Origin of the sequence: Acinetobacter sp. D009, assembly GCF_038562025.1 — a bacterium.
GTDB classification, from domain to species: Bacteria; Pseudomonadota; Gammaproteobacteria; order Pseudomonadales; family Moraxellaceae; genus Acinetobacter; species Acinetobacter pittii.
Genome location: NZ_CP151886.1, coordinates 127347 through 151823 on the forward strand (window position 1 = coordinate 127347; position 24477 = coordinate 151823).

Genomic DNA, 24477 nt, shown 5'->3' on the forward strand with positions numbered 1-24477 from the left:
AATGAGTAAATTAGTCACTATTACTTCTAAGTTTTATGATAAGTCTGGAAAGCAGATTATTAACTTAAATGTACAATCTAGATATAAAGATTCATTAAATGCTAATAGCCAAAAAACTGATAAACTCGGTCTTTTTGTATTTCAGGCTTCACCAAATAGAACTGTTGAGATATTAGCAAAGCCTCCTAATCAAAAAGATTATACAGTATTTAAAACGATAAACTCTTCTATTCATTCCTCAGAAAAAAATCCTATTAAAGTTCAGTTGCCAAAAACAATTGATGAATATAAACAAGTAAAGCAATCTAGCTCAACCAAAGGAATCGTAAGTACTTTTTTTAAAATTGTTGATATGAATGGAAAAGTTATGAAAAACTTTCCTATTCAATCACGACCAAAAGGTAAAGGAAATTCGCCCGATAAATATACAAATGATGAAGGCATAGTAGAAGTACGCTCATCACCTAATAGAGACATAGAGGTCTTAGTATTAACATCAAATGATACATTTTTTTTAAAAAGTTCAATAAATTCTGCTAATGGCAGTTCACAACCAATTTTTATTAAATTAGATGAGCCTTATGAAAAATTTAAAAGTGCATCTACGATTAAAATTTTAGATCGAGATGGAAGTGACTACATTGTAGAAAAAACTAATGTGGAAATGTTAGTTGTTGAAAATGGTAAAAAACAGCTTTTTAGTATTTCGAATGGAAAATTACCATTACAAAGCATGGTAGGGCAGAAACTAGAATTTACGGTGTATAAGCCTGATGGTAAGCCTTTAAAGACACAAACCTATATGGCAACGCGAGTCAAAAACAACCCTGTTGAGTTTCATCTGGATGTAGATATAACAAAAGGCAGTACGGCACAGAATGATCCAGAGATTAATAAGAATGTTAAAGTTGATATATTAATTACAATGGACCAAATGAAAAAAATGTGGCCAAAAGCTTCAGCTACAAAAATTCAACCAATTTTAGATGAATTAAATAGCGATTTAACTGGCTACAAATTGGATACTAGATTGAGACAAGCCCATTTTATGGCTCAAGTTAGGCAAGAAGTTGGTAGCTCTTTTTCACTGAGAGAACAAGTGGAATATATGGGGCCAACGGCATTGAAACAAATTGGCTATTATAGAACTCATCATAAACAAGCAGATATTGATGGATATAAAAGAGGCCAAGGACCAGCAAATGGAGAAGTAATTGCTAATCGCATGTACGATGATAATTATCGTAGCGCTAAATATAAATTAGGTAATACTTCTCCTGGTGATGGTTGGAGGTATTTAGGCCGAGGACTAAAACAATTAACAGGAAAGAATAATTATCAAGATTTAACTAATATGTACTCAACTATATGGCCTGGAGAGAAAGTCGATTTTGTAAAGAATCCTGAATTAATTGAACAACCAAAATATGCGGTTAGATCTGCCATTAGATTCTGGTTGAAATTTAAGCTTTATGATGTTGCTGATAAGGGTGCTAATGGAGAACAGGTAGATGCCATAACAAAAGTAATTAATGAAGCTACAAATTCATATGCTGATCGACGAGCACATTTTGTTCAGGCAAGAAAGATTTTTATTTAATATAGTGTTTATGAAATGAAAAAATATTTTACTAGTATTCTGTTTATTATATCATCTCTAATATATTCTCAGAATTTATTTGCAAAGGATCAATGTAATATTGACCAACAAGTAAACTTAAATATATTTAAGAAAAATGATTATAAATTCTATAATTATATATGTGAATCTTCGGAAGGTTCATATCTTAAAGGTTATGTAGGAGATCAAGAAAAAAAAATATTTGTTGGTGATTATTCTGATTTTGCAGCTAAGGAAAGTCCTAAACTTTTAGCTGTCAGTATTTATAAATCAAATAAAAGAAAACCTCCTATATTAATTACCCTTAACTCATCATATTACTGTTGTACTCCACAAATTGAAGGTGAAATTTATCAAGTTAACCTATATCAAATTAGTAAAAATAAGACTTTAAATCTGAAAAATATAACAAATATATTAGGTAGTAATGCAGAGGGTTTTGAAGGGATTGCAGAAGGGAAAGTCTATTATAAATATAAAAATATTTCTGAGATTAAAAAATGGTTAGATAAAAATTATTAATAGATTTATGATTTTTAGAATAATTTAAAAAAGCCCAACTTAAGTTGGGCTTCTTTTACGTCTCTACAATTCCTTCTAAATCTTCGAGCTTATAGTTCGGCATATCAATAATATGGGTTTGAATACCCTCTTGAACATAATCATTCACATGAGGATATAACCAGCGAGTGATCTGTTCGGCAACACTCGAGTGATACTGAATTTCAAAATGATTTAAACCATAAAACACGGCTTTATGTGAATCTGGAACCTTAAGCTGAAAACGTGGGTTAGGGTGTTCGCCTAGCGCGCTTTTTACACTCACTAAGTAGTCGCCAATTACGGTTAACGCTTTATTGCGCACCTTTTCAAATTCTAAGGTCCCTGCAACTAAAAAGGTGTTGATATGGGAAGGCAGTGGAGCAGGCGCACGGTTATCATCCATCATACCAATACGGGCATCCATATGTTCCCAATCATCATCACGAACGCTACCGTGGCGTAAGTCTAAAATACCATTACTCCGAATATTAACCAGTTGACCGAGTAAGCCGACAAAAGGGAAAGCCCCAAGTTTATCTTGTATGGTAAAGCCAAAGCGCTCTAAAACTGCCCCATGATGTGGAGAGCCAATGCAGACTAGATTCTCGACCATATGGATCCATTGATACATATTTTGTTTGCCATAAAACAAGGCACTACGAGATACTAGGCCGCCCATACTATGGCCAATGATATCAATACTGGTAATTCTTGGATTACGTTGGACCAAGTCTTCTAATAAGTTCGAAAAACTGCGTCCATTGGCTGAAATGCGTCGGCCTGTATTGTAATTTAAATACAACATGGTGTTATGGTCACGCTGCGCTAACAGGCGCTCACCAATGCCGCCATAGTGTGCATTTGACCAAGTCAGATGGTTCATACACAAACCATGAGCCAAAATCACAATACGGCCTGCAAGTTCCCCTTGTTGTATTGCACCGTAGTGATCGTATAACACCATGGGTAAGGCGAGGGGGCTATGCTGTTTCAGTAGATAATCCCCAAAAATCCCATTCAAAATGCCGACTAAAAAATGTAAGCTCGGGGTGAGCGGTTTTTCGTGAAGTGTGGGATATTTTTCAATAATATGACGTAAGCTTGGCGCTAAAAAACAACTACCGTATTTTTGTAAAGCGCCATAAGAAAACTGATATGCCTTTTGCACAAATGGTCGTTTTTGAAAGTTTTTAGCATTTTGTGTACTCACACCAAAAGCATTTTTTAATACTTCAATATTAATAACTTGAATTAATTCATGTACACCATTTAAGCTGGTACTGAACAGTTGAGCTAAACCTTCTAATACATCTGCCTGACTAGGTGGCGTACGATCCCATTTACAATAAGTTTCATGTAGTGGTGTTAAGCTCGGCATATCTTTTCCCCATATACGTTATAACCGACGTTTTAAGCTGTACTTTTTATCAACGGCAGCTAACGTTTCCATCTTAGTAGTTTAAATAACACATGTTTTTAAAATACTGATGAATGGTTAGTTGAGTGGTTTTTCTTGTCTGACAATAGTGTTTTTATATACAAACTGAGAACAAAAATGTGAATTTATTCTCAATTTAGAGGGAAAATATATGAATATTATCTACCTCCATGGCTTTAATAGTAGCTCTCTTTCAATTAAAGGGCTGAGTCTTAGACAGTATTGTAGCGAATTGGGCATAAATGTGCATTTGCCAGACTTAAATAGATCTCCTGATCTAGTGGTTGAGCAAGTTTCAGAGCTGATAGAGTCTTTACAAGATGTAGCCCTAGTCGGTAGTAGCCTTGGCGGGTTTTTTGCGACATATTTTGTCGCGAAATATAATGTTCCAGCTGTACTGATTAACCCTGCTATGCAACCATGGAAACTGTTTGATGAGTTATTTCAAGTTGAAAGTATGCCCTATGTGGTGAATGATCAATGGTCAATTGATCATGTTCAGTTAAGGCAGTTAGAACAACTGGAACTGAATCAACCTGAAAATGCCGACAAAATACTCGTCTTATTGCAACAAGGCGACGAAATTTTGGATTATCGTCAAGCACAACGCTATTATAGTGCTGCAACGCCATCCTCATTGATTTTGACGGATGCTCATGGCAATCATGCTATGGAAGATTTTGAAGAAAAATTACCGTTAGTGATCGAATTCTTTGCGCACACCATCAAATAAGGAAAACGTACAACGTGACACAATATACGGCTCAATCGCTTGAAGTTCTTTCCGGTTTAGACCCTGTTCGTCGTCGTCCAGGGATGTATACTGATACGACTCGACCTAACCATTTAGCCCAAGAAGTTATTGATAATGCTGTTGATGAAGCATTAGCTGGTCATGCTGACAAAATATGTGTCACGGTTTATAAAGATGGTTCATTGTCTGTTGAAGATAACGGCCGTGGTATGCCAGTTGATATTCACCCTGAATATGGCCAAAGTGGTATCGAAATCATTCTGACCAAGCTGCATGCCGGTGGTAAGTTCAGCACCGATAACTACCAGTTTTCAGGTGGTTTGCATGGTGTGGGGATTTCAGTTGTAAACGCTTTATCAACACGGGTTGAGGTCGAAGTTCAACGTCAGGGTAACCTATACCAAATGGCCTTTGAGCAGGGCGAACCAGTAGCACCTTTAGCTGTTCTTGAGGGTAAAGCACCAAAACGTGCGACAGGTACAACTGTACATTTTTGGCCAGAAGCTAAATATTTTGATAGTCCAAAATTTGCTTTAAAGGCGCTTAAACACAATTTAAAGGCTAAAGCTGTTTTAGCGGCTGGCTTAAAAATTATTTATATCGATCAAATTAACGATGAAAAAATTGAATGGCAATTTGAAAATGGCCTCGTCGATTATTTGATGGATGAATTGCAAGACCGCGAAATTTTGCCAAATCCTGCATTTGTGAGCAGCGGTCAGGCAGATCGTGCGGCATGTGAATTTGCGATTTGTTGGAACGTGGAAGGTGGTGAGCAGGTTCAAGAAAGTTACGTCAACTTAATTCCAACTGCACAAGGCGGTACTCATGTGAACGGTTTACGCTCTGGGGTTACTGAGGCGTTACGTGAATTCTGTGAGTTACGTAACTTGTTACCACGTAATCTTAAACTCTCGGCAGAAGATGTTTGGGATGGCGTGAACTATATCTTGTCGCTCAAGTTCCAAGAACCACAATTTTCTGGTCAAACCAAAGAGCGTCTTTCGAGTCGAGAAGCATCAAATATTGTTTTAAATATTGCTAAAGATGCTTTTTCACTCTGGCTAAACCAACATGCTGAAATCGCGATGCAACTGGCTGAAATGGCGATTTCTAAAGCAGGTCGTCGTTTAAAAGCAGCAAAGAAAGTTGAGCGTAAAAAAATTGTTTCCGGCCCTGCATTGCCGGGTAAGTTGGCAGACTGTGTTGGCCAAACACGTGAGGACAGTGAATTATTTATTGTCGAGGGTGACTCAGCAGGTGGTAGTGCCAAGCAAGCGCGCGATAAAAACTTTCAGGCGATCATGCCAATTCGTGGAAAAATCTTAAATACATGGGAAGTTTCTTCTGATGAAGTACTCGCTTCTCAAGAGGTTCACGACATTGCGATTGCCATCGGGGTAGACCCAGGCAGTGATGATTTATCTGAACTACGTTACGGCAAAATTTGTATTTTAGCCGATGCCGATTCTGACGGTTTACACATTGCGACCTTATTATGCGCCTTATTCGTTAAACACTTTCCAGCATTGGTTGAAGAAGGGCATTTGTATGTAGCAATGCCACCATTATTCCGTATCGACATTGGTAAAGATGTCTATTACGCGCTTGATGATGATGAGCTTGAAGCTATTTTGAAAAATGTTAAAGGCAATCGAAATCCGCAAATTACCCGATTCAAAGGGTTGGGTGAGATGAACGCGATTCAATTACGTGAAACGACTATGGATCCGAACACGCGTCGTTTAGTTCAGCTCGACCTAGATGATGTTCACTTAACGGCAGGTTTACTCGACAAGTTGCTTGCGAAAAAGCGTTCGGCAGATCGTAAGCAGTGGCTTGAGCAGAAGGGTAACTTAGCTGATATTACTGTTTAGAAAAATGAAAAAACCCCGCTCAATTAGCGGGGTTTTTTTATATAAACCTAAGATTGTTAGAAATCACCACAACGATTCCTGCTATTAAGGTTTAGACCATTAAATTAGACAGATCTGTATATTTTAATTTAGGTCGTAATTTTTATAGCATGTGGAAATTGAAAAATATCACAATTCGCTCCCCCTCCAATTCGATCTACTACTGCAAAATCACTTGGTGCTTCAAAGGTAAGCAAAGGATGATGCCATGTGCCTGCCCGATAATTGATGCTTTGCTGTCCGTTTGAAATAAAAGCACATAACTTTGAAATATCAGGAGTATTTTCATCCAAAGCGGGTGCAACAATAATTAAAAACTTTTGTTGCTGTAGTGGAATAAATGCCTGAGAGCCTTTCGGATGACGCTCTAACATTGAAATCTCTAAAGGCAGCACACTGGTCTTAATATTACGGAAAATACTAATTCCTGCTTTTGCTTCCCCTTCAATTTCAGTTTCAACGAGCGCATGGTAGCGCTCGGTGTGGGCATCATTAATATGAAAAAAGTCATGCCCGTCACAACAGATGACTTCTCCGAAGGGCTGAAAGTTTTCAATTGTTAAGGGCTGAATTTGAACAGTATTCATCATCATGACTTGGCAATTTTTCCCCATAAACGAACACGGCTAATACCACCATCTGGAATCATGTTAATACGAATATGCGAGATTTTTTCATGTTGTAAAATCTCATTCACATATTCATGAATATGATCCATTTGCATCGGTTGGGCTTCTAGTAAGTAAGACCAAAACATACTTTGAGGAATTAACTGTGCATCGGTTGCATTTTCGAGGTAAACCGCCTGAATAGATACTTGAGCAGGAAAGTTCCCTTTAAAATGAGCCGTATCAATTTCAAGTTTTTCAATTTTTCCGCTTTTACCCAACGCAAGAATACACCAGTCATAACCCGGTGCACGGCGGCGTTTGGTTTCCCATCCATCGCCCATATTGACGCCACGGCCTGGGTTAATCAAATTACGCGGGTGTCCAAAATGAGCATCACTATAGGCAACTACGCGGCCACCATTTTCGAGAGCCAATAAATCGAGAGTTTGTTCGCTATCAGTTACCTGAATATGAACATCACCATAGACACGTAAACGGGCAATACCGCCATCTGGGAAAATATTAAGGCGTATATGAGTGAAAAGTGCATCATTATTGACCATAAAAATATGATGCTGGCTTGGGCCTAGTTCAGTATTTCCTAAAACATTCTCCCATTTTGCCCCTGACAGGTCCCCATTTGGTGCATAACATGCTTCTAATGATGCAGATGCAGGATAATTTCCTGTAAAAAAGCTGGTATCAATATCAAGTGCAGTGATTTTTCCACTTACACCTAACTTCACGATACACCAATCATAGCCTGCGTGACGTTTACGGCGCGTTTCCCATCCGTCCATCCATTTGCCGTTGTCATCAAATTTATCTTCAACAAAAATAGGTGCATCAAATTGCAGCATACGCTTTGCTTCTGCAAAGAAATCATCTGAACACTCAATGACTTGTGCACCAATTCGGGCATCTGCCAAATTGGTTTTCGTATTCAAAATCTCAGGAAGTTCAAAAGCTGGAGCGTGCAATGTTGCCATAGTGGAGTATCCGTATTTCTTGTTAAAAACATGATTTTTCATTTAAAACTGCGCTAACACGGAGCGTGCTGAGACGAGTTTTATACTTAAATATATAAGCATGGTGCATGCCAGTTTTGTGGAAAAGCTAAATAAATTTTGAACGATGGCATGTTTTTAGCATAAGCACCCTATAGGTGAATATCTATAGGAGAGTGTTATGAATGTGGTGATTATTGGTGCAGGAATGGGAGGTCTAACCACAGGCATTGCATTAAAGAAATTTGGTCACCAAGTTCGCATTTTTGAACAAACTGAAAAGATTCTTCCCGTCGGCGCGGCAATTTCACTGTGGTCGAATGGTGTGAAATGTCTGAACTATCTGGGATTAACTGACAAAATCGCCAAACTTGGTGGACAAATGGATGATTTGGCCTATGTGGATGGTTTAACTGGAGATGTGATGACACAATTCAGTTTACTGCCATTAATTGAAGAAGTGGGCCAACGACCTTATCCAGTTGCACGTGCTGATTTACAAAATATGTTAATGGATGAATTTGGTCGTGATCAGATTTATTTAGGCAAAAAAATGGTCAGCCTTGAAGACAAAGCTGATTATGTCGAGGTTCATTTTGCAGATGGTAGCTCAACACAGGCTGATCTATTAATTGGGGCTGATGGGACTCACTCACTTACACGGAGCTATGTGTTGGGGCAGCAAGTGCAGCGCCGTTACGCAGGTTATGTAAACTGGAATGGTTTGGTTGAGATCTCTGAAGATTTAGCCCCGGCCCAGCAATGGACGACTTATGTGGGGGAAGGCAAGCGAGCTTCTTTAATGCCAGTTGCAGATGGAAAGTTCTATTTCTTTTTAGATGTCCCTTTACCAGCAGGGTTAGATAATAATCGAGATGAATATAAAAAACTTTTAAAACAATATTTTGTTGATTGGTGTCAACCCGTACAGCAGCTTATTGAACGCTTAGACCCGCAAAAGACCAATCGGGTAGAAATACATGATATTGAACCGTTCACTCAATTTTATAAAGGTCGCGTGGTGATTTTGGGTGATGCTGCACATAGCACGACACCTGATATTGGGCAAGGCGGTTGCCAAGCGATGGAGGATGCGATTTATTTAGCGCGTTCTCTGCAAATTAATACTTTGGGGCTAGAGGATGCTTTACGTCGCTATCAAAACAAGCGCAATGAACGTGCCAATGAATTGGTGCTTCGCGCACGCAAACGTTGTGATGTGACACATATGAAAGATGAAGCAGTTACACAAGCATGGTATGAAGAATTACGTCGTGAACAAGGTGGGCATATTATGCAGGGGATTATTAGTAATATTGTGGGTAATCCACTTGATTAAAAACAAAAACAGCAAGGAACTTTCCTTGCTGTTTTATCTTCTAAATTTGGATTTTAGAAGTGGTATTTAACCAAGGCACTAACGTTATTTTCGTCGGCACCTTTAATACCAAATTTGTTATTCCACACTGAGTGCTCGATACCTAGGTATAGACGTGTATCGGGAGAAATGTGTTTACCTACATTCCATTTCCACTGAGTTGTCCAGTTTAACTCGCTCGCATGGTCGCCTTCAGCAGTTGACCAGTCAAGGAAACCATCTACCAAGAAATCTTCAGATCCTAATTTTAATGGAATACCATAAACGAATGTCATTTGATAATCGTCGTCAATGTTCTCATTATTTGCACGGTAGAAGTTTAAATTTGCATATTGGAAATATGGGATATCTAAATCAACTGCAAAACCATAAAGGAAGTTATCGAAGTTATTGCCGTCTTCACTGTTACCTTCCCAAGTAGTACTAATAAGTACATCTTTGATTGGGCCATACGACAGTTTTTTACCAGATACTTCGCCTAAACTTAGGCGTGGTGATAACTCGAAGTAAGTACTCTTGTGGTCATTTTCACCACGCATGCGGTCCATAAAGAAAAACACATCAGCGTATTTAACTTTTGCTGCATATTCCAAAGTAATGGTGGTTTCTTTGTCATCTACAACTTCATAGTTTTCGCCATAAAGTCCAGTCACACTAAAATCTTGCCAGATTGGTTTCGCCTGAACCATGGCAGTTACAGATAACAAGGCACAAGTCGCCGCAAGTTGCTTTAATTGCATTTAAATGATCTCCCCCCAAATAAAGCACGCTAAGGATACAGGGTCTTAAGCAAAAATGAAGCCAAATTTGATCAACGGTTAAAAAAAAGCCCACCGAAGTGGGGCGCTAAAAACTAAATCTTTAATGAGTATTTCTTGTATTTATTGTTTGGCTCAAATGCGGGGTACGCGAGCTATTAAATGAAGGCAAATGATTAAATAATAAATTCAACAAGATAGCAAAAATACAAGTTGAACTAATGCCTGAATGGAACAAAGTTTGTACCCAAACCGGGAAATGAGCATAAAACTCATGGTTAATAATAGGGATCATCCCTGCTGATAAAGCAGTTGCCACAATAATCAAATTTTTCTGATCGTTATAATCTATCTTTGCCAAAGTACGAATTCCACTCGCTGCAACCGACCCAAACAAGACCAAACCTGCACCACCAAGTACGGGCATTGGAATCGCTGCAATTAAACGACCCATAATAGGTAGTAGACCCAAAATAATCAGAATGACACCGCCTGCTGCTACGACAAATCGACTCTTGATGCCTGTAATCGCAACCAGTCCAACATTTTGGGCAAAAGCGCTTTGCATGAATGAACCAAAGAGAGGGGCAAAAGCACTGGAAAACATATCCGCACGAACACCATTGGCGATACGTTTAGCATCTACCTCAGTTCCTACAATGTCTCCAACAGCAATAATATCGGCTGTGGTTTCAGTCATAATCACCAAAGTGACGATCAACATCGATAAGATAGCGCTGAGCTCGAAAGTCGGTAAACCAAATGCAAATAAGTGTGGAAATTGGAGCCATGCGCCTGAGCTCACCTGACTAAAATCACCAAAACCCATAAAGTAGGCGAGGATAGTACCGGTAACAATAGCCAACAAAATTGATATGCGACGGATGCCTGCTTGCTGCAGCATATTTAGAACAATCACAATGCCTAAGGTCAGCAGTGCCAAAGAGATATTTTCTACGCTACCCCAGTCAGGTGCTTTATTGTTGCCACCCATCATCCAGCGAATCGCAACGGGTAACAAAGATAGACCAATAATCGTGATGACACATCCTGTCACAACAGGTGGGAAAAAACGAATAATTTTAGAAAAATAAGGTGCAAGACACAGTCCAATTAGAGATGCAGCAATGACCGCGCCGTAGACAGCAGGTAAACCACCGCCTGTAGTGATAATGGCGACCATCGTTGCAACACCTGCGAAAGATACACCCTGTACCAGAGGTAATTTTGCGCCTAGATATTTGGTACCGATTGTTTGAATCAGTGTTGCCAACCCACCTACAAATAGCGCAGCCGCAATTAACATTCCGATTTGTGCTGAGCTTAAGCCAGCTGCCGTTCCAATAATCAAGGGCGGGGCTACAATGCCACCATACATGGTCAGCACATGCTGTAAGCCGTAAGCAAAACTTTTGGAAATTCCCAAATATTCATGCTCTGGAGAAATCGCATTTTTTTGCTGATGATTCATATTTTTCTCCTATTTATATCTGAGTTAGCTACCGCGATAAGTGGAGTAAGCAAATGGGCTGATCAATAAAGGAATGTGATAATGCTGATTGATGTCTTCTATGAAAAATTGGATACAAACACGCGGGAAAAAAGTTTTGACTTGCTGCGATGAAAAATAAGGAGCAATTTCAAATTCAAGTTGATAAGCACCTTTTGCAAAGTCTGTTATGCCAAAATCACTCACTCGACCATCTTGATTGGTGATTGCTGTCGCTATCAGTTCATGGGTTGCTGCATGAAACAACTTTACTTCTACGTCTGCAGCTGGTTTGCCTAAATTCGTATCTAAAATATGAGTGCTGATCATGCTTGTATTTCCTGAGATAGACGTAATAGAGCAATCGCTGCGAGTTGCTCATGTACAATTGTTTTTTCGATAGCTAAGTCGTTTTTTAGTCTTTCATGTAGCTTTTTTAAAATTTCATCACTACTGAGGCCTGCCGCTTTAATTAAAAAAATAAAGCCAAACTTTTGCTCATAATCAAGATTACCTTGCAGCAGAGCTTGTTGTGTTTGTTCATCTAAAGAAATGCCAGCTTGTTCTTTAGATGAAAAATCTTGCTCTTTTGCATTGAGTTGTTTTTTAGCTTCGCGTTCACCAATTTTTGGATGAGTTGCTAAAGCTGCTTGAATCTCTTGCCATGACCACATTTGACTTAATTGTTCTGCATATTCCAAAAGAGATGCTTTTGTTGAATAGGGACGTTTTGAGATGATTTTTTCGGCCCATGCTTGAATATGGACACAGTTTTTTAACAAAGTCTTGAGTTGTTCTGGTGGGGCTTGATTAAACTCGGCTAAAAACACTGTTATTCCTAAACTCGTTGTCTTGTTATGGAGTTTTAGCAATAACAGTGCCAATAGCGAGTTTTAATTCGCTTATGAATTTTGAAAATTAAAAATCAATTATTTAGTTATGTGATTTTTATACCAATGTTCGGCAATCTCCTGTCGACGACATACCCATACTCGATCATGCATTTGAATATAGTCGAGAAATTTTTGTAATGCTTTAAAACGGCCCGGACGCCCCAAAATGCGGCAATGCATTCCAATCGACATCATTTTTGGTGCAGTTTCTCCCTCTGCATACAGCACATCGAAACTATCTTTCAAATATTGAAAAAACTGTTCTGAACTATTAAATCCGCCTGGTGAGCAGAACTTCATGTCGTTACATTCCAAAGTATAAGGAATAATCAGATGAGAGCGTGATGCACCTGTAGTATCGGTAAGCGTTGTCCAAAAAGGTAGGTCATCGCCATAATAATCAGAGTCATATTGTATTTGTGGAAACTCTGCGAGTAACTGACGTGTATTAGGGCTGTCACGTCCGGTGTACCAACCTATAGTTTTATTTTCAAACAAGTTTTCTAAAACAGTTAAAGCTTGTTCCATATGCTTCTTTTCGACTTCAATATCAGTATCTTGATAGTGAAGCCAGCGGTAGCCATGTGAAACAACATCATAGTCAGCTTGCTTAATTGCTTCTACAATATAAGGATTGCGGGCAAGCGCCATTGCAACTCCGAAAATGGTCATTGGAAGTTTGCGCTTTTGGAATTCATTATGAATGCGCCAAAATCCAGCACGTGAACCATATTCGTACATAGAGTCCATCGACATATGTTTAGCAGGGTAACTTGCGGCACCAATAATCTCTGATAAAAACTGTTCTGAGCCCTCATCGCCGTGCTCAATATGTTTTTCGCCACCTTCTTCATAATTAAGCACAAATTGCACAGTAACCTTGGCATTATTAGGCCATTTAACCTGTGGAGGCTGTCCGTGATATCCGATTAAATCACGTGAATAAGGAGACTTCTGGATTTGCTCAATAAGCTCTGCTCCAGATAGATAAGATTTGGACACGATTGCTCTCCTTTTGTTCAATTTTTCATAAAAATTTAAAAAATCAGCTTGCATATTTTTATAGATGGACTGATATTGAAGGTATGAAGATCTTCAAAATAAATTAAAAGCAGTACGTTTAAGTCAGGAGATAACAAACCATTACACCATCAAAATGTACAATTGAAGTCAGTTCATGCATGCTTAAAACATGCCAACATAAAAAAGTTTTGCATAGAAAAGATCCACAGTAAGAAAGAGAGGATGGTATTTATGAATATTGAAATCCGCACAGATAAAAACATCCATAACAGCGAACGTTTAATTACTTATGTACGTGCAGAACTTACTCAAGAATTCCAACGTCATAGCGAACGTATTACGCATTTTTCGGTTCACTTTAGTGATGAAAATGGGGACAAAGGTGGTGACAAAGATATCCACTGTATGATTGAAGCGCGTCCTTCAGGTTTGAAACCAGTTGCAGTACATCATAAAGCAGGAAATATTGACGCCTCGATTCATGGCGCGATTGAAAAATTAAAACGTAGCCTTGAACATACTTTTGAGAAAAAAGAACACCCGAGAGGTGGTCAACCAGAATTCATTGATGATGAAGTTTAATTTAAAATACTAAAAAGCCCTTCGGGGCTTTTTTTATATTTGATGAAAATAAAACTATTCACAACATTAGGTTTGCAATGCGATGCAATCAACCTCTAAAATCTTCAGAAGAGATTAGGCATAATAGCCCTAATATATTTTTGAGAGATGGTCATGTTAACCACCCAGCAGCAAGCTTTAATTAAAGCCATAGAAGAATTAGAACTCGCGCAAGTGCAAAAATTACTTGCTGAAGGACTTGATCCGAACTTTATTGATCCGGAACAAGGGCCACCTGTATCAATCATTTGTGATGGAATTTTTAAATGGTGGGAAGATGTATCAGAAGCTTATGAAGCGGGTACACCACTATCAAAAGAAGAAAAGCAACAATCATTACAAGTTTACCTCGATATTCTCGAAGCGTTGATTCAAGCCAAAGCGAATGTACACCTTTGGGATGCAGAAGAGTTTTATGGTCCTTTATGGGATGCGGCAAGCTCGGCATGTGCGCCAGCCGTTCAACGTTTATTAAATGAAAAAGTTGATCCAAACACACGCGATGAAGAGGGACTCACTATTTTATCTTCAATCAGTCAGTTGTTCTTTGATTGTGACTTTGATGAAATAGATTGGTCAGAAGCGCTTCAAGAAGAGCGTGAAACATTAGAGTTATTGCGCCAACATGGGGCAAAAATGTCAAAAGAACTAACTACTTGATTGGATAATAGAATGAGAACATTTCAAATTTTAACTTTTGCTTTGACCACTGTTGCCGCAGGAAGTACGTTTGCTGCAGAGTTTTCTTTTGACCGCCCAGGTGCAGGTTTTGGAACAGGGATTACTCCAGTTGGTAAATTGGCTTGGGAACAAGGCTTACCAAGTGCAACGTATACAGAATCAACGGTTGATGGCGTTAAAGAAAAGACCGTAACTGTAAATGAAGATATGTTATTCCGTACCGGTTTAGCCGATGGCTTGGAATTACAATTAGGATGGCAAGGTCCAGCATGGACTCAAACTAAACGTGCTGGTAAAAAACATGACACTTCAGGTTTTGGTGATGTCAGCATCGGTTTGAAAAAAGCAATTGATCTAAACGATGAAAACTTATCAATGGCTGTGTTAGCGGAAGCGATCATTGCCACTGGAAATGATGAATTTACTGCACATGACGATATTTATAGCTTAAGTTCAGCAGTCGCTTATAAATATAATGACTTAGTCGGCACATCAATTACCATGCGCTACGAAGTACAAAATAGTAACTGGGCAGTAACTGCAATTCCAACGATTGATTATAAAATCGCAGGTAAGCTGTCAGGTTATTCTGAGTTCATTTACCGTAAAGCTGAAAGCCAAGATTACGAATATGGTTTAGGGACAGGTTTAGTCTACGCCGTAAATGATCGTACTCAGCTCGATGCAAGTATCGGGGTTGATTTAGAGGGTCAAGACAAGAGCTACAACGGTGGCTTAGGCGTGGCATTCTTGTTCTAATCGAAGCAATTTAAATTTATGTTAATGAAAAAGCTTATTCATCAGGGAATTCTTTATTTTGTAGCAGTTGCTGTTTGTGTATTTAGCCAGTTGGTTCCTGCGCAAGATAAGCTACTCTCGCCCGAACAAGCTTTTTCATTTTCGGTTGAATCTTCTGAGCCGCATACTGCGAGTTTGTCTTGGCAGATTCAGCCAAATTATTATCTTTATCAGCATAAATTTTCTGTACAACAAGGTACTCAACCTTTAACTTTAAAGTTACCTAAAGCGGTTGCCCAATATGATGAAAATTATGGGCAAAGTCAGGTTTACTACCATCAAGTTAATTTCCAAATTAAGACTAAGCCTTCAGAGCACTATAGTGTGACTTGGCAGGGCTGTGCCAAAGACCGTATTTGTTATCCACCTCAAACCATTGAGTTTCAAACCGATGCAGATGGCTTGGTGGGTGTGCAAAACCAAGCAGGAACAGCGCCAAAAAGATTACTAGATTTAGCGAATACACAATCCGACACTTCCTCGGGTTCAGAATCTTTAGAAAAAGAGCAGAGTACAGAGACAGCAGCTGATACAACTACACCTCAAATTGCGCAAGATCAGATCTGGTCAGCCAAGTTAATTGAGAACTCGCTGTGGTATGGAATTTTATTATTTTTAGGTTTAGGCATGTTGCTCGCATTTACGCCATGTTCTTTACCGATGCTTCCTATTTTAACTTCACTGATCATTCGCGAACATAAAGGTTTAAAGGCTTGGACCATTGCGCTTACTTTTGTGTGTAGCATGGCATTAGTTTATGCAGGCTTGGGTTTAATTGCTTCTTCGGCAGGCTTAAATTTCCAACGCTGGTTACAACAGCCAGCGACTTTAATTGCTTTTAGTTTGCTGTTTATTGTTTTTGCTCTGAACTTATTTGGTTTGTTTGAGCTTCGTTTACCTCAGACATGGTTAAACCGACTTGACCGTATTCAGTCAATGCAACAAGGCGGTACTTTGGTCGGTGCTGGGGTTATGGGTGTCGTTTCTGCGCTTTTGGTGGGTCCTTGTATGACCGCACCTCTCGCTGGAACTTTATTATTTATTTCTCAAACGCAAAATCAGTGGCAAGGTGCTTTGCTTTTATTCTGCCTAGGCTTTGGAATGGGAATTCCGCTATTGCTGGCAAGTATTTTAGGGGCAAAATTCTTGCCTAAAGCGGGCGACTGGATGCATCAGATTAAAGTGATTTTTGCTTTTCTGATGTTGGGGTTAAGTCTTTATTTTATTCGTCCTTTGCTGCCAGATTTGGGCATGCAAGTGCTTAGCCTCGTATTAGGCCTTGCTTTTATCGCCTATGCTGTTTATCAGTTTTTCTGGAAAAAAGGGCAACTACAATGGCTCTACGCGATTTTATTATTAATCGTTACCCCTTTTGTAGCTTATAACCAATATCAACATATACAAAATCGAACTTTGCAAAGTTCTGCCCACATGGCCGAGTGGCATATTGCGACTAGTGCAGCAGACTTTGAGAAAATTTTAGCGGCAGCACCTACTGATCAAGCTATTGTGGTTGATGTCTATGCAGATTGGTGTGTTGCCTGCCAACCGATTGAGCACCGTATTTTAAAAGCACCAGAGGTCCAGTCTGCTCTTGCACCTTATTATTTAATTAAGCTTGATTTGAGCCATTATGACCAGTCGCATGAAGCGCTACTCAAGCAGTGGAATATTTTAGGACCACCGACCTATTTATTTTTAAGCCCAGAGCAAAAAGAGATTCGTGCTTTACGTTTAACGGGCGCTTTTAGTCAGCAAGAGCTTTTGCAGCAACTCGCGAGTTTGGCAAAATTTAAAGAATCATAAAGTATCAATAGTTTCGGTCTGATGAAATGTACGTACCTGATTACGTCCCGAAGCTTTTACCGCATAAAGTGCTTGGTCAGCCTGCCGAATAACCAGATAAGGGTCTTCTGCAAAAGCTGAACTGCTTATTCCAAAACTCGCACTAATGTGAATAGGATTATTTTGAGCGGTAAAAACAGGTAATTCTTGCAAGGCTTGGCGACAACGCTCAGCAATTTTTTCTGCTTGAATAATATCGGTGTGAGGGAGTAATAAAATAAATTCTTCTCCACCAAATCGACCAATAATGTCCTCGCTACGTAAATTCTCAGAAAGACATTGAGCAATTTCAATTAAGACCTGATCACCTTGATGGTGGCCGTATATATCATTAATTTTTTTAAAATGATCGATATCAAGAAGTACCACAGCATAATCAAATTGTTGTTGGTGTAGCGACTCCAAATGCATGTTTAAACTACGTCTATTTAATACATTAGTTAATGGGTCGATTTGGCTTAAACGTTGAATATAAGTTTCTCGCTGACGCCATTGGGTGAGTAATATTTCAAATAAAACAAAACAGGCCAATAAAATAGGCATAATAAAAAAAGCCATACTTCCTAACCAGAAAGAATTGGTTTGGGCATGATCCATGGCTCTAAAATTAAATAGAGGTGCATACGCTAAAGCACCTGTCATACTTAAATATGTACAAACAGTTAAAATAATTGTGGCAGGTACAAGGGCGCTATAAACAATTTTACGGTCAAATAACACCAAACCCACCCCAATCGTACCCACATAACCGACCATAGTGGCAGGGCTGATACTGCCAATTAAATATCCATCATGACATAGCATAAGTGCAAAGAACTGCACGCTAATGAAAGGAATAACTTTTTGAGCCCATTCATCATTTTTATAGCGATAACAGGGAATAATCAAAAGGACTAATAAAAATAAGGTAAATAAATTGAGCCAGATTTGTGATTCAACTAAAGGTAAATTTGCCCATTGCCAGACACTTGGTGTAATTAAAATATAGCCTTTCCATAAAATCCAACTGAAATTCATTGCGCAAGCAAGTGTGAGCATCAGTGCGCTTTTTTGTAATGGCGTCCAGTTGATGATGTGATTATTGTGGATGAAATCGATTATCACCTGTTTTATTCTATTTACGGGATAAGTGATTAAACGATTTTTCATAATAAATAAGGGCTCCTAAATATAGATGCCTCTTTGTTAGACCATCCTAAAATTGGATTGTTTCAATAATTTATATTTTAAACATAACATGATTTTCAATTTATATATGATGACTTTTTATAAAGAAAATGATGTGAAAAGTTTTGAGGCCTATTCACATCATTTATAAATAAATTAAGTTTTATCGAGTTCGTGGGCAAATTCAGCAATATCTGCCAATGCTTGTTTAGCTTCATCAAACCATGCATTAAACATCTGGAAGTTATGCCACATGCCCGTATAAAGTTTGAATTGAACTTTAACGCCAGCATCTTCAGCTTTTTCTCTAAAACGCTTGGCATCGTCTAATAATATTTCTTTAGAACCCACTTGAACCAAAGTTGGTGGTAGGCCATGCAAGTCATCGAAGATAGGTGAAACACGTGGGTCATCAGCTGCGATATGATTGCCTATATAGTACTGAGTACCTGTTTGTAGGGCTTCAATAGATAATAAGGCGTCGTGCTTTTTGTTAAACCGAAGAGACTCACTCGTGAGTGTTAAATCCAAAAAAGGAGACAACAAGATCAGGCCACTCGGCATGAGTTCAGGTTGTTCTTTCAAACGCAAGCAAAGTGCCAGCGCTAAATTTGCTCCGCATGAATCACCCGATAAAATAATATCTTTCGGCTGAATACCTTGCACCATCAAAGACTGATAGATGTCATATAGAGCTTCAGTTGCCTCAGGGTATGGATGTTCAGGTGCAAGTGGATAGTCCACATGAATAATCTGCATTTGAGTGCGGGCAGCTAAATCCGTCATAAAAGCGTGATGTGTTTTAATACTACCAAGGAAAAAAGCACCGCCGTGAATGTGAAAAATCAGCTGAGTCGCAGAATCTTGCGGTTTGATTTCTTCACCTTTAATACCTGCTAGTCGAATCGGGCGCACAGAAACATTTTTTTGTCGTGGGAAAGCACGACACATCTGATCTAGCACAGGACGTAAGGCAGTAGCCGGCAAATTTAGCTGGCTTGGCTTGCGAATTGTTGTTTTAAGAAAAGTTTCTGTAAAATAATATTTCCAAACATTTGATATATTCATATAGCATCCATTTTTATGCTAGTTTCTTGTTTTCTTGTAAATTTTATTTTGCAAGATTACAAGGTTACACGAAACAGTCACATTCAAAAATTGCAATATCTTTGCGACTTCTGAATACTGAAAATCTTGAAAGACCCAAGGATATTACAAAAATGAAAAAGATTGCTTTAGCTTTAGGACTCATTGGTATGGCTGCATTTGCCAATGCGGCTGATTCACTCAATGGAACGGTATGGAAAACGATTGATGATCAGACCAACAAGCCAAAAGCCGTAGTGAAATTTACGGAACAGAAGGACGGAACCTTAACAGCAACCATCCAAAACATTTTGACACCAGGTGAAGAAAACGCTTGTACAAAATGTGAAGGTCCGTACAAAAACAAACCGCTTAAAGGTGTCACCATTGTACATAATTTAAAAAATGTAGGTGGTAACAGTTATGAAAACGGTACGATTTTAGACCCAAAATCAGGTAAAACTTACAAACTGAAAGGTGAGTTAACTGATGGCGGCAAAAAGCTTAAATTACGTGGTTATATTGGCGTTTCTGCACTTGGTCGTAACCAAACGTGGATTCGCGCGAACTAAAAGTTTTAATAAAAAAACGAGCCAAATGGCTCGTTTTTTTAGGCTTGAATATTTTGATAGGCGGTTTCATCGAAACCTACAATAAAGCCTTGTGAAGTTTTTAAAACAGGTCTTTTAATCAAACTTGGTTGAGCAATGAGTGCTTCAATCAGGTGATCTTCACTGCTTAGAGCACGATTTTGTTCTTCTTCTGAAAGCTTGCGCCAAGTCGTGCCTTTTTTGTTAAGAACGGTATCTTGTCCAATTTCTTTTAACCAGATTTTTAGAGTATCTGCATCAATGCCTTGTTTTTTATAATCATGAAAATCATAGTTAAGCCCTTTAGCCTGCAAGGCATCAAATGCTTTTTTCATTGAGTTACAGTTTTTAATTCCATAAATTTTTAACATTTTATCGGACCATGTCAAAAAGAGAGATCACACAGCCTAACCCAAAATGCTTTTAAGCACTACTTTATACCGATACTTTTAAAACAAATGAAAATTAATGATTAATCGAAAGAGAAATGTCATGTTATTGTCATAAGACATGGTAATAATGAGCTTAATAAGAAGAAGTTAAAACTAAAAGAACTTAGCGCAAAATAAGAGACAGAAAAGAGAAAACCCGCATTTAATCATCCTGATCATGCGGGTCTCATTTCAACGTCCAATGTCACATCCTTGCAAATAAACTTATCATAAGTTTATTTTATCTTCCTACGGCGTCCTATCCTTTTGCGTCATCCTGACTGCTTCCCTGTGCCGTGGGGCTATAATGCCGTTAAAGCTGTGTAAGAAAAATACTCAAAAACGACATATGCTGTAAGCGAAAACGACAATTTAAGTGAACGAGTGTTCACTTATTCTTGAATTTTATAGTCGATAATAACGGGTGCATGGTCGCTAAACCATTGATCTTTATAAACCCATGCGTTAATTGTACGTGCTTTCCAGTCTGGCGAGCATGCATGGTAGTCAATACGCCACCCTACATTTTTTGCACGCGCTTGCCCGCGATTTGACCACCATGAGTAAAGTTCTGCTTCTGCGCGAACTACACGGAAGGTATCGACATAGCCAAGTTCATCGTAAATATGGTCAAGCCATGCACGCTCATGAGGTAAACAACCAGATGATTTCTGGTTACCTGACCAGTTTTTGATATCAATACGTTTATGAACAATATTGTAGTCACCACAAATGATGACTGACTTGTTTTCATCACGCCATTGTTTCAAGATTTTTGCGTATTCACCTAAAAATAAATCTTTACGTGCTTGCGCTTCTTCACCACTTGAGCCTGAAGGTAAGTATAATGATGCAATATGTACCGGATGTGACAAACCTAAATCGAATTCCGCAGAAATAAAGCGGCCTTGACTGTCAGCCAGCTCAAACCCTAAACCATCTTTAACAGAGACGAAGGGTAGGCGGCTATATATCGCAGTCCCCGCGTAACCTGCACGCTCTGCTGGAAAGAGATGGGTATGCCATCCTTCGGGTCTAAATTTTTCAGTCCATTGTTCATGGGTAATGCGGCTTTCCTGCATGCATACGACATCGGCATCTGATTGTTCTAACCATTCAAGTAAGCCTTTCGTTACTGAAGAACGTAAGCCATTTACGTTAATGGAAACGACTCGAAGAATTTTTACATCACTTGGATACTGATCCTTTGGTATCATGCGAAAATTTAACCTCAATTGTGAATTTGGAGCACCTCATGACAACGCCTGTGTCATTTCACCCGCAAGCATTTATCGAACTCGCATTATCACGCGGTGTGCTTAAATTTGGTGAGTTTACTTTAAAATCTGGACGCGTGAGTCCTTATTTTTTTAATGCAGGCCTACTCAACGATGGTGAAGCTTTATCTCTTTTAGCGCAAGGCTATGCTGATAAATTAACACAATGTGAAAATGTTGATGTGATTTTTGGACCAGCTTACAAAGGTATTCCTTTTGTAGCAGCGACTGCTGTTGCTTTGTCTCAAGTCCATAACAAAAGTGTGCCATGGGGCTTTAACCGTAAAGAAGCAAAAGATCATGGTGAAGGCGGTGTATTAGTTGGTGCTGCGGTTGAAGGTAAAAAAGTCTGGATTATTGACGACGTAATTACCGCAGGTACAGCGATTCGCGAAGTGGTAACAATTTTGAAAAATGCTGGTGCAACTATTGCGGGTGTGTTGGTTGCGCTAGATCGTCAAGAACGTGGTCAAGGTGAACTTTCCGCAATTCAAGAAGTTCAAAAAGAATTAGAAATTCCTGTACACGCACTCATTACCATGAAAGATTTAATGGATTATTTGGAAGCGAAAGGTGAAAAAGAAGCGCTAGCAAATATGCAAGCGTATCGTGAAAAATACGGTATCTAAGTCTATATTGAATTGAAAAAAGGAAGCGATGGCTTCCTTTTTCATTTATTAGAGGATTAAATTTTATATATTCCATCTCAATACTAATATAACTGAATTATTTAAATATCTTTATGAAGCATTCAATTTTAGCGTTAGTTTTGTAAAATATAAACATGATAAAAAAAGAGCAGCTATCAAATTGGCAAGGTCAGATGGCTATTGGTTTGGGTTACGGTTATTTTTGTGGACAAGCAGGAGATAACAGACCACATCGACATCTTGCGCATCAGATCACTTTTCCCCTCGATCCACTACAATCTATGCAGATTATTGGATACGAGCAGTTATATACGGGTAGGGGTTTTTTTATTCCAGCAAATACCGTGCATCAGTTACAGAAAGGCAAGTATTGCTCGATTTATTTGGATGGAAATTATTATTTAGGGCAGGCTATACATCAATTTTTTGCCTCAACTTCTCAGATACAAATACTGCCAACAACGCTTCTGGAGCAATTGCAGCTTTATTTTTTGCATACTAATAATATTACCAAAGCCTTTGCTCAATTACAGTGCTATTTTAATTGTATGGTAGCTAGTGAACGTGCTCAATTAATGAATGGTTATATCTATCAACATCTATTATATAATTATGTTCCTTCACGTCAGGAGCTGGCAGCGTTACATCACTTATCTGAAAGTCGTCTAGCACATTGGTTCAATTCGCATTTTGGTATTTCATTACGTAGTTATCGCAAGTGGTTACGCTTGATTATTGCACTTAAAAATCTACATGAAGAAAATAATTTAACTGCAGCAGCGTATCAGAGTGGCTTTACCGATCAAGCACATTTTTCTAGAACCTGTATGCAAATGTTTGGCATACAACCTTCGGCTATCAAAAACATTCAAAACAAGATGATCTTGTTGCCTGAATCTTAAGTAAATTCACTTTTTAAATAAAATGTAGCCGTTTTATTCAATTTAAACATCAAACAATCCTGCATGGTAGTGATCAATCTAAATAGAGGACATCATCATGCTAAAGTATAGTCATTTTTTAATACGTTATTTGAGTTATCCGATTTTATCTGTTACGACCTTAGCAATAGTATTATTGATGGCTTATCAAAAAATACCCTATTGGCCATCCGCACTAGTATGCATTGTATCCATTAGCGCTATGGTTGCAATGTTAGAGCGCTTTTTGCCATATCAGCAAAAATGGTTACATGATCAAGAGGATACATTCACTGACATTTTTCATGCGATTTTTAATGTAGTACTTATTCTAATAACCGCAACAATTTTACAATTTATCCTTAAATTCGAGTTTTTTTCTAAATTATGGCCTATTCAATGGCCAATATGGGTACAATTTTTACTGGTGGGGATAATTATCGATTTTGGTTTATGGTATATGCATAAACTGAGTCATCGTCGGCGCTGGTTGTGGAAATTACATGCCATTCATCATCAACCTAAACGCTTATATTGGTTAAATGGTGAAAAACGTCATCCATTAAGTGCGATTGCACTAGCAACACCTAGTTTATTGGTGTTAACGATATTAGGGGCACCAACCTTGCTGATAGGTTGTTGGCTAACTTTTACTGCGGTACATTTAAGTTTTCAACACGCCAACTTAGACTATCGGGCAGGGCCATTAAAACATGTATTTGCTGTTGCTGAAGTACATCGTTGGCACCATAAACAGGGCTTTGGCAGTAAAAATTTTGCCGAGGTTTTTGTGATTTGGGATCATATTTTTGGCACTTTTCACTACGAAGAAAAAGCAGTTTCTGCAGATAGTTTGGGCATTCGTACCCCTATATCGAATCGATATTTCAAGCAGTTGTTGTGGCCATTTAAAAAATAGCTGTAATCATAGTTCTTGGACTATGAAATGGTCTAATTAAATCATCAATAACTTTAGAATT

At 38.5% G+C, this 24477-nt stretch carries 25 protein-coding genes; 13 read left to right on the forward strand and 12 right to left on the reverse strand.

The features are described from left to right. The first annotated feature begins 1 nt into the window (after position 1). Entirely contained in the window at positions 2–1600 is a 1599-nt protein-coding gene (locus AAC388_RS00580) for a glycoside hydrolase family 19 (protein WP_032057109.1), read from the forward strand. 15 nt (positions 1601–1615) lie between these two features. Then, a complete protein-coding gene (locus tag AAC388_RS00585; protein ID WP_032062531.1) occupies positions 1616–2143 on the forward strand; it encodes a hypothetical protein in 528 nt (175 codons plus the stop codon). 55 nt (positions 2144–2198) lie between these two features. Here the strand turns inward: AAC388_RS00585 and AAC388_RS00590 are convergent, their stop codons facing one another. Beyond that, the gene (locus tag AAC388_RS00590; protein ID WP_002121854.1) at positions 2199–3542 is read right to left on the reverse strand and encodes a hypothetical protein; all 1344 of its coding nucleotides are present in this window, start codon (positions 3540–3542) and stop codon (positions 2199–2201) included. Between the two features lie 211 nt (positions 3543–3753). On the opposite strand from AAC388_RS00590, the gene AAC388_RS00595 reads away from it, so the two are divergent. Together AAC388_RS00595 and parE are read left to right on the forward strand one after the other, a co-directional pair. Then, a complete protein-coding gene (locus AAC388_RS00595; protein WP_206235666.1) occupies positions 3754–4335 on the forward strand; it encodes a YqiA/YcfP family alpha/beta fold hydrolase in 582 nt (193 codons plus the stop codon). A 14-nt stretch (positions 4336–4349) separates the two neighbouring features. Beyond that, positions 4350–6233: a DNA topoisomerase IV subunit B gene (parE, locus tag AAC388_RS00600; RefSeq protein ID WP_086266283.1), complete on the forward strand. Its 1884-nt coding sequence runs from the start codon at positions 4350–4352 to the stop codon at positions 6231–6233. Between the two features lie 128 nt (positions 6234–6361). Here parE and AAC388_RS00605 read toward each other — a convergent pair whose 3' ends face one another. Together AAC388_RS00605 and alc are read right to left on the reverse strand one after the other, a co-directional pair. After that, entirely contained in the window at positions 6362–6865 is a 504-nt protein-coding gene (locus AAC388_RS00605; RefSeq protein WP_202724454.1) for an ureidoglycolate lyase, read from the reverse strand. After that, positions 6862–7872: an allantoicase gene (gene alc / locus AAC388_RS00610; RefSeq protein ID WP_170248000.1), complete on the reverse strand. Its 1011-nt coding sequence runs from the start codon at positions 7870–7872 to the stop codon at positions 6862–6864. The genes AAC388_RS00605 and alc overlap by 4 nt, the downstream gene beginning before the upstream one ends. 199 nt (positions 7873–8071) lie before the next feature. On the opposite strand from alc, the gene hpxO reads away from it, so the two are divergent. Further along, a complete protein-coding gene (gene hpxO, locus AAC388_RS00615) occupies positions 8072–9229 on the forward strand; it encodes an FAD-dependent urate hydroxylase HpxO (RefSeq protein WP_130173112.1) in 1158 nt (385 codons plus the stop codon). Positions 9230–9282: 53 nt separating this feature from the next. Here hpxO and AAC388_RS00620 read toward each other — a convergent pair whose 3' ends face one another. From AAC388_RS00620 to puuE, 5 genes are all read right to left on the reverse strand, one after another. Next, positions 9283–10008 (reverse strand): outer membrane protein OmpK, encoded by a 726-nt coding sequence (locus AAC388_RS00620; protein ID WP_086266279.1) that lies wholly within the window; start codon positions 10006–10008, stop codon positions 9283–9285. Between the two features lie 121 nt (positions 10009–10129). After that, positions 10130–11497 carry a nucleobase:cation symporter-2 family protein gene (locus AAC388_RS00625; RefSeq protein ID WP_342371063.1) on the reverse strand — a complete coding sequence of 456 codons (1368 nt, stop codon included), beginning with the start codon at positions 11495–11497 and terminating at the stop codon, positions 10130–10132. Between the two features lie 24 nt (positions 11498–11521). Beyond that, positions 11522–11845, reverse strand: a complete 324-nt coding sequence (gene uraH, locus AAC388_RS00630; RefSeq protein WP_342371064.1) for a hydroxyisourate hydrolase — start codon at positions 11843–11845, stop codon at positions 11522–11524. Then, positions 11842–12345: a 2-oxo-4-hydroxy-4-carboxy-5-ureidoimidazoline decarboxylase gene (gene uraD, locus AAC388_RS00635; protein ID WP_002121920.1), complete on the reverse strand. Its 504-nt coding sequence runs from the start codon at positions 12343–12345 to the stop codon at positions 11842–11844. Before uraD ends, uraH begins: the two co-directional genes overlap by 4 nt. 99 nt (positions 12346–12444) lie before the next feature. Continuing rightward, a complete protein-coding gene (gene puuE / locus AAC388_RS00640; protein WP_342371065.1) occupies positions 12445–13410 on the reverse strand; it encodes an allantoinase PuuE in 966 nt (321 codons plus the stop codon). A 252-nt stretch (positions 13411–13662) separates the two neighbouring features. Between puuE and AAC388_RS00645 the strand changes: the two genes are divergently transcribed. The 4 genes from AAC388_RS00645 to dsbD all read left to right on the forward strand — a co-directional run bounded on the left by AAC388_RS00645 (position 13663) and on the right by dsbD (position 17337). After that, positions 13663–14013 (forward strand): HPF/RaiA family ribosome-associated protein, encoded by a 351-nt coding sequence (locus tag AAC388_RS00645; protein WP_001019316.1) that lies wholly within the window; start codon positions 13663–13665, stop codon positions 14011–14013. Between the two features lie 153 nt (positions 14014–14166). Beyond that, positions 14167–14712: an ankyrin repeat domain-containing protein gene (locus AAC388_RS00650; protein WP_005066773.1), complete on the forward strand. Its 546-nt coding sequence runs from the start codon at positions 14167–14169 to the stop codon at positions 14710–14712. Between the two features lie 12 nt (positions 14713–14724). Then, complete coding sequence (locus tag AAC388_RS00655) at positions 14725–15492, forward strand: transporter (protein ID WP_014207941.1); 768 nt, start codon at positions 14725–14727, stop codon at positions 15490–15492. 18 nt (positions 15493–15510) lie between these two features. Further along, on the forward strand, positions 15511–17337 hold the full coding sequence (gene dsbD / locus AAC388_RS00660) for a protein-disulfide reductase DsbD (protein WP_342371066.1): 1827 nt from the start codon (positions 15511–15513) through the stop codon (positions 17335–17337). Here the strand turns inward: dsbD and AAC388_RS00665 are convergent. After that, a complete protein-coding gene (locus AAC388_RS00665) occupies positions 17332–18525 on the reverse strand; it encodes a GGDEF domain-containing protein (RefSeq protein ID WP_005066779.1) in 1194 nt (397 codons plus the stop codon). The genes dsbD and AAC388_RS00665 overlap by 6 nt on opposite strands. Before the next feature lie 174 nt (positions 18526–18699). Beyond that, complete coding sequence (locus AAC388_RS00670; RefSeq protein ID WP_336030580.1) at positions 18700–19611, reverse strand: alpha/beta hydrolase; 912 nt, start codon at positions 19609–19611, stop codon at positions 18700–18702. Between the two features lie 152 nt (positions 19612–19763). Here AAC388_RS00670 and AAC388_RS00675 point away from each other — a divergent pair, with 152 nt between their 5' ends. Beyond that, entirely contained in the window at positions 19764–20201 is a 438-nt protein-coding gene (locus tag AAC388_RS00675; protein WP_002121971.1) for a DUF2147 domain-containing protein, read from the forward strand. Between the two features lie 38 nt (positions 20202–20239). On the opposite strand, the gene AAC388_RS00680 is transcribed toward AAC388_RS00675, so the two are convergent. Together AAC388_RS00680 and AAC388_RS00685 are read right to left on the reverse strand one after the other, a co-directional pair. Further along, a complete protein-coding gene (locus tag AAC388_RS00680) occupies positions 20240–20590 on the reverse strand; it encodes an arsenate reductase (RefSeq protein ID WP_005066786.1) in 351 nt (116 codons plus the stop codon). 452 nt (positions 20591–21042) lie between these two features. Then, positions 21043–21867 (reverse strand): exodeoxyribonuclease III, encoded by an 825-nt coding sequence (locus AAC388_RS00685; protein ID WP_016142748.1) that lies wholly within the window; start codon positions 21865–21867, stop codon positions 21043–21045. Between the two features lie 38 nt (positions 21868–21905). Here AAC388_RS00685 and pyrE point away from each other — a divergent pair, with 38 nt between their 5' ends. The 3 genes from pyrE to AAC388_RS00700 all read left to right on the forward strand — a co-directional run bounded on the left by pyrE (position 21906) and on the right by AAC388_RS00700 (position 24416). Further along, positions 21906–22556: an orotate phosphoribosyltransferase gene (pyrE, locus tag AAC388_RS00690; protein ID WP_000211305.1), complete on the forward strand. Its 651-nt coding sequence runs from the start codon at positions 21906–21908 to the stop codon at positions 22554–22556. A gap of 155 nt (positions 22557–22711) precedes the next feature. Then, entirely contained in the window at positions 22712–23479 is a 768-nt protein-coding gene (locus AAC388_RS00695) for a helix-turn-helix domain-containing protein (protein WP_336030576.1), read from the forward strand. Between the two features lie 97 nt (positions 23480–23576). Further along, positions 23577–24416: a sterol desaturase family protein gene (locus tag AAC388_RS00700; RefSeq protein ID WP_032004997.1), complete on the forward strand. Its 840-nt coding sequence runs from the start codon at positions 23577–23579 to the stop codon at positions 24414–24416. Positions 24417–24477 lie beyond the last annotated feature (61 nt).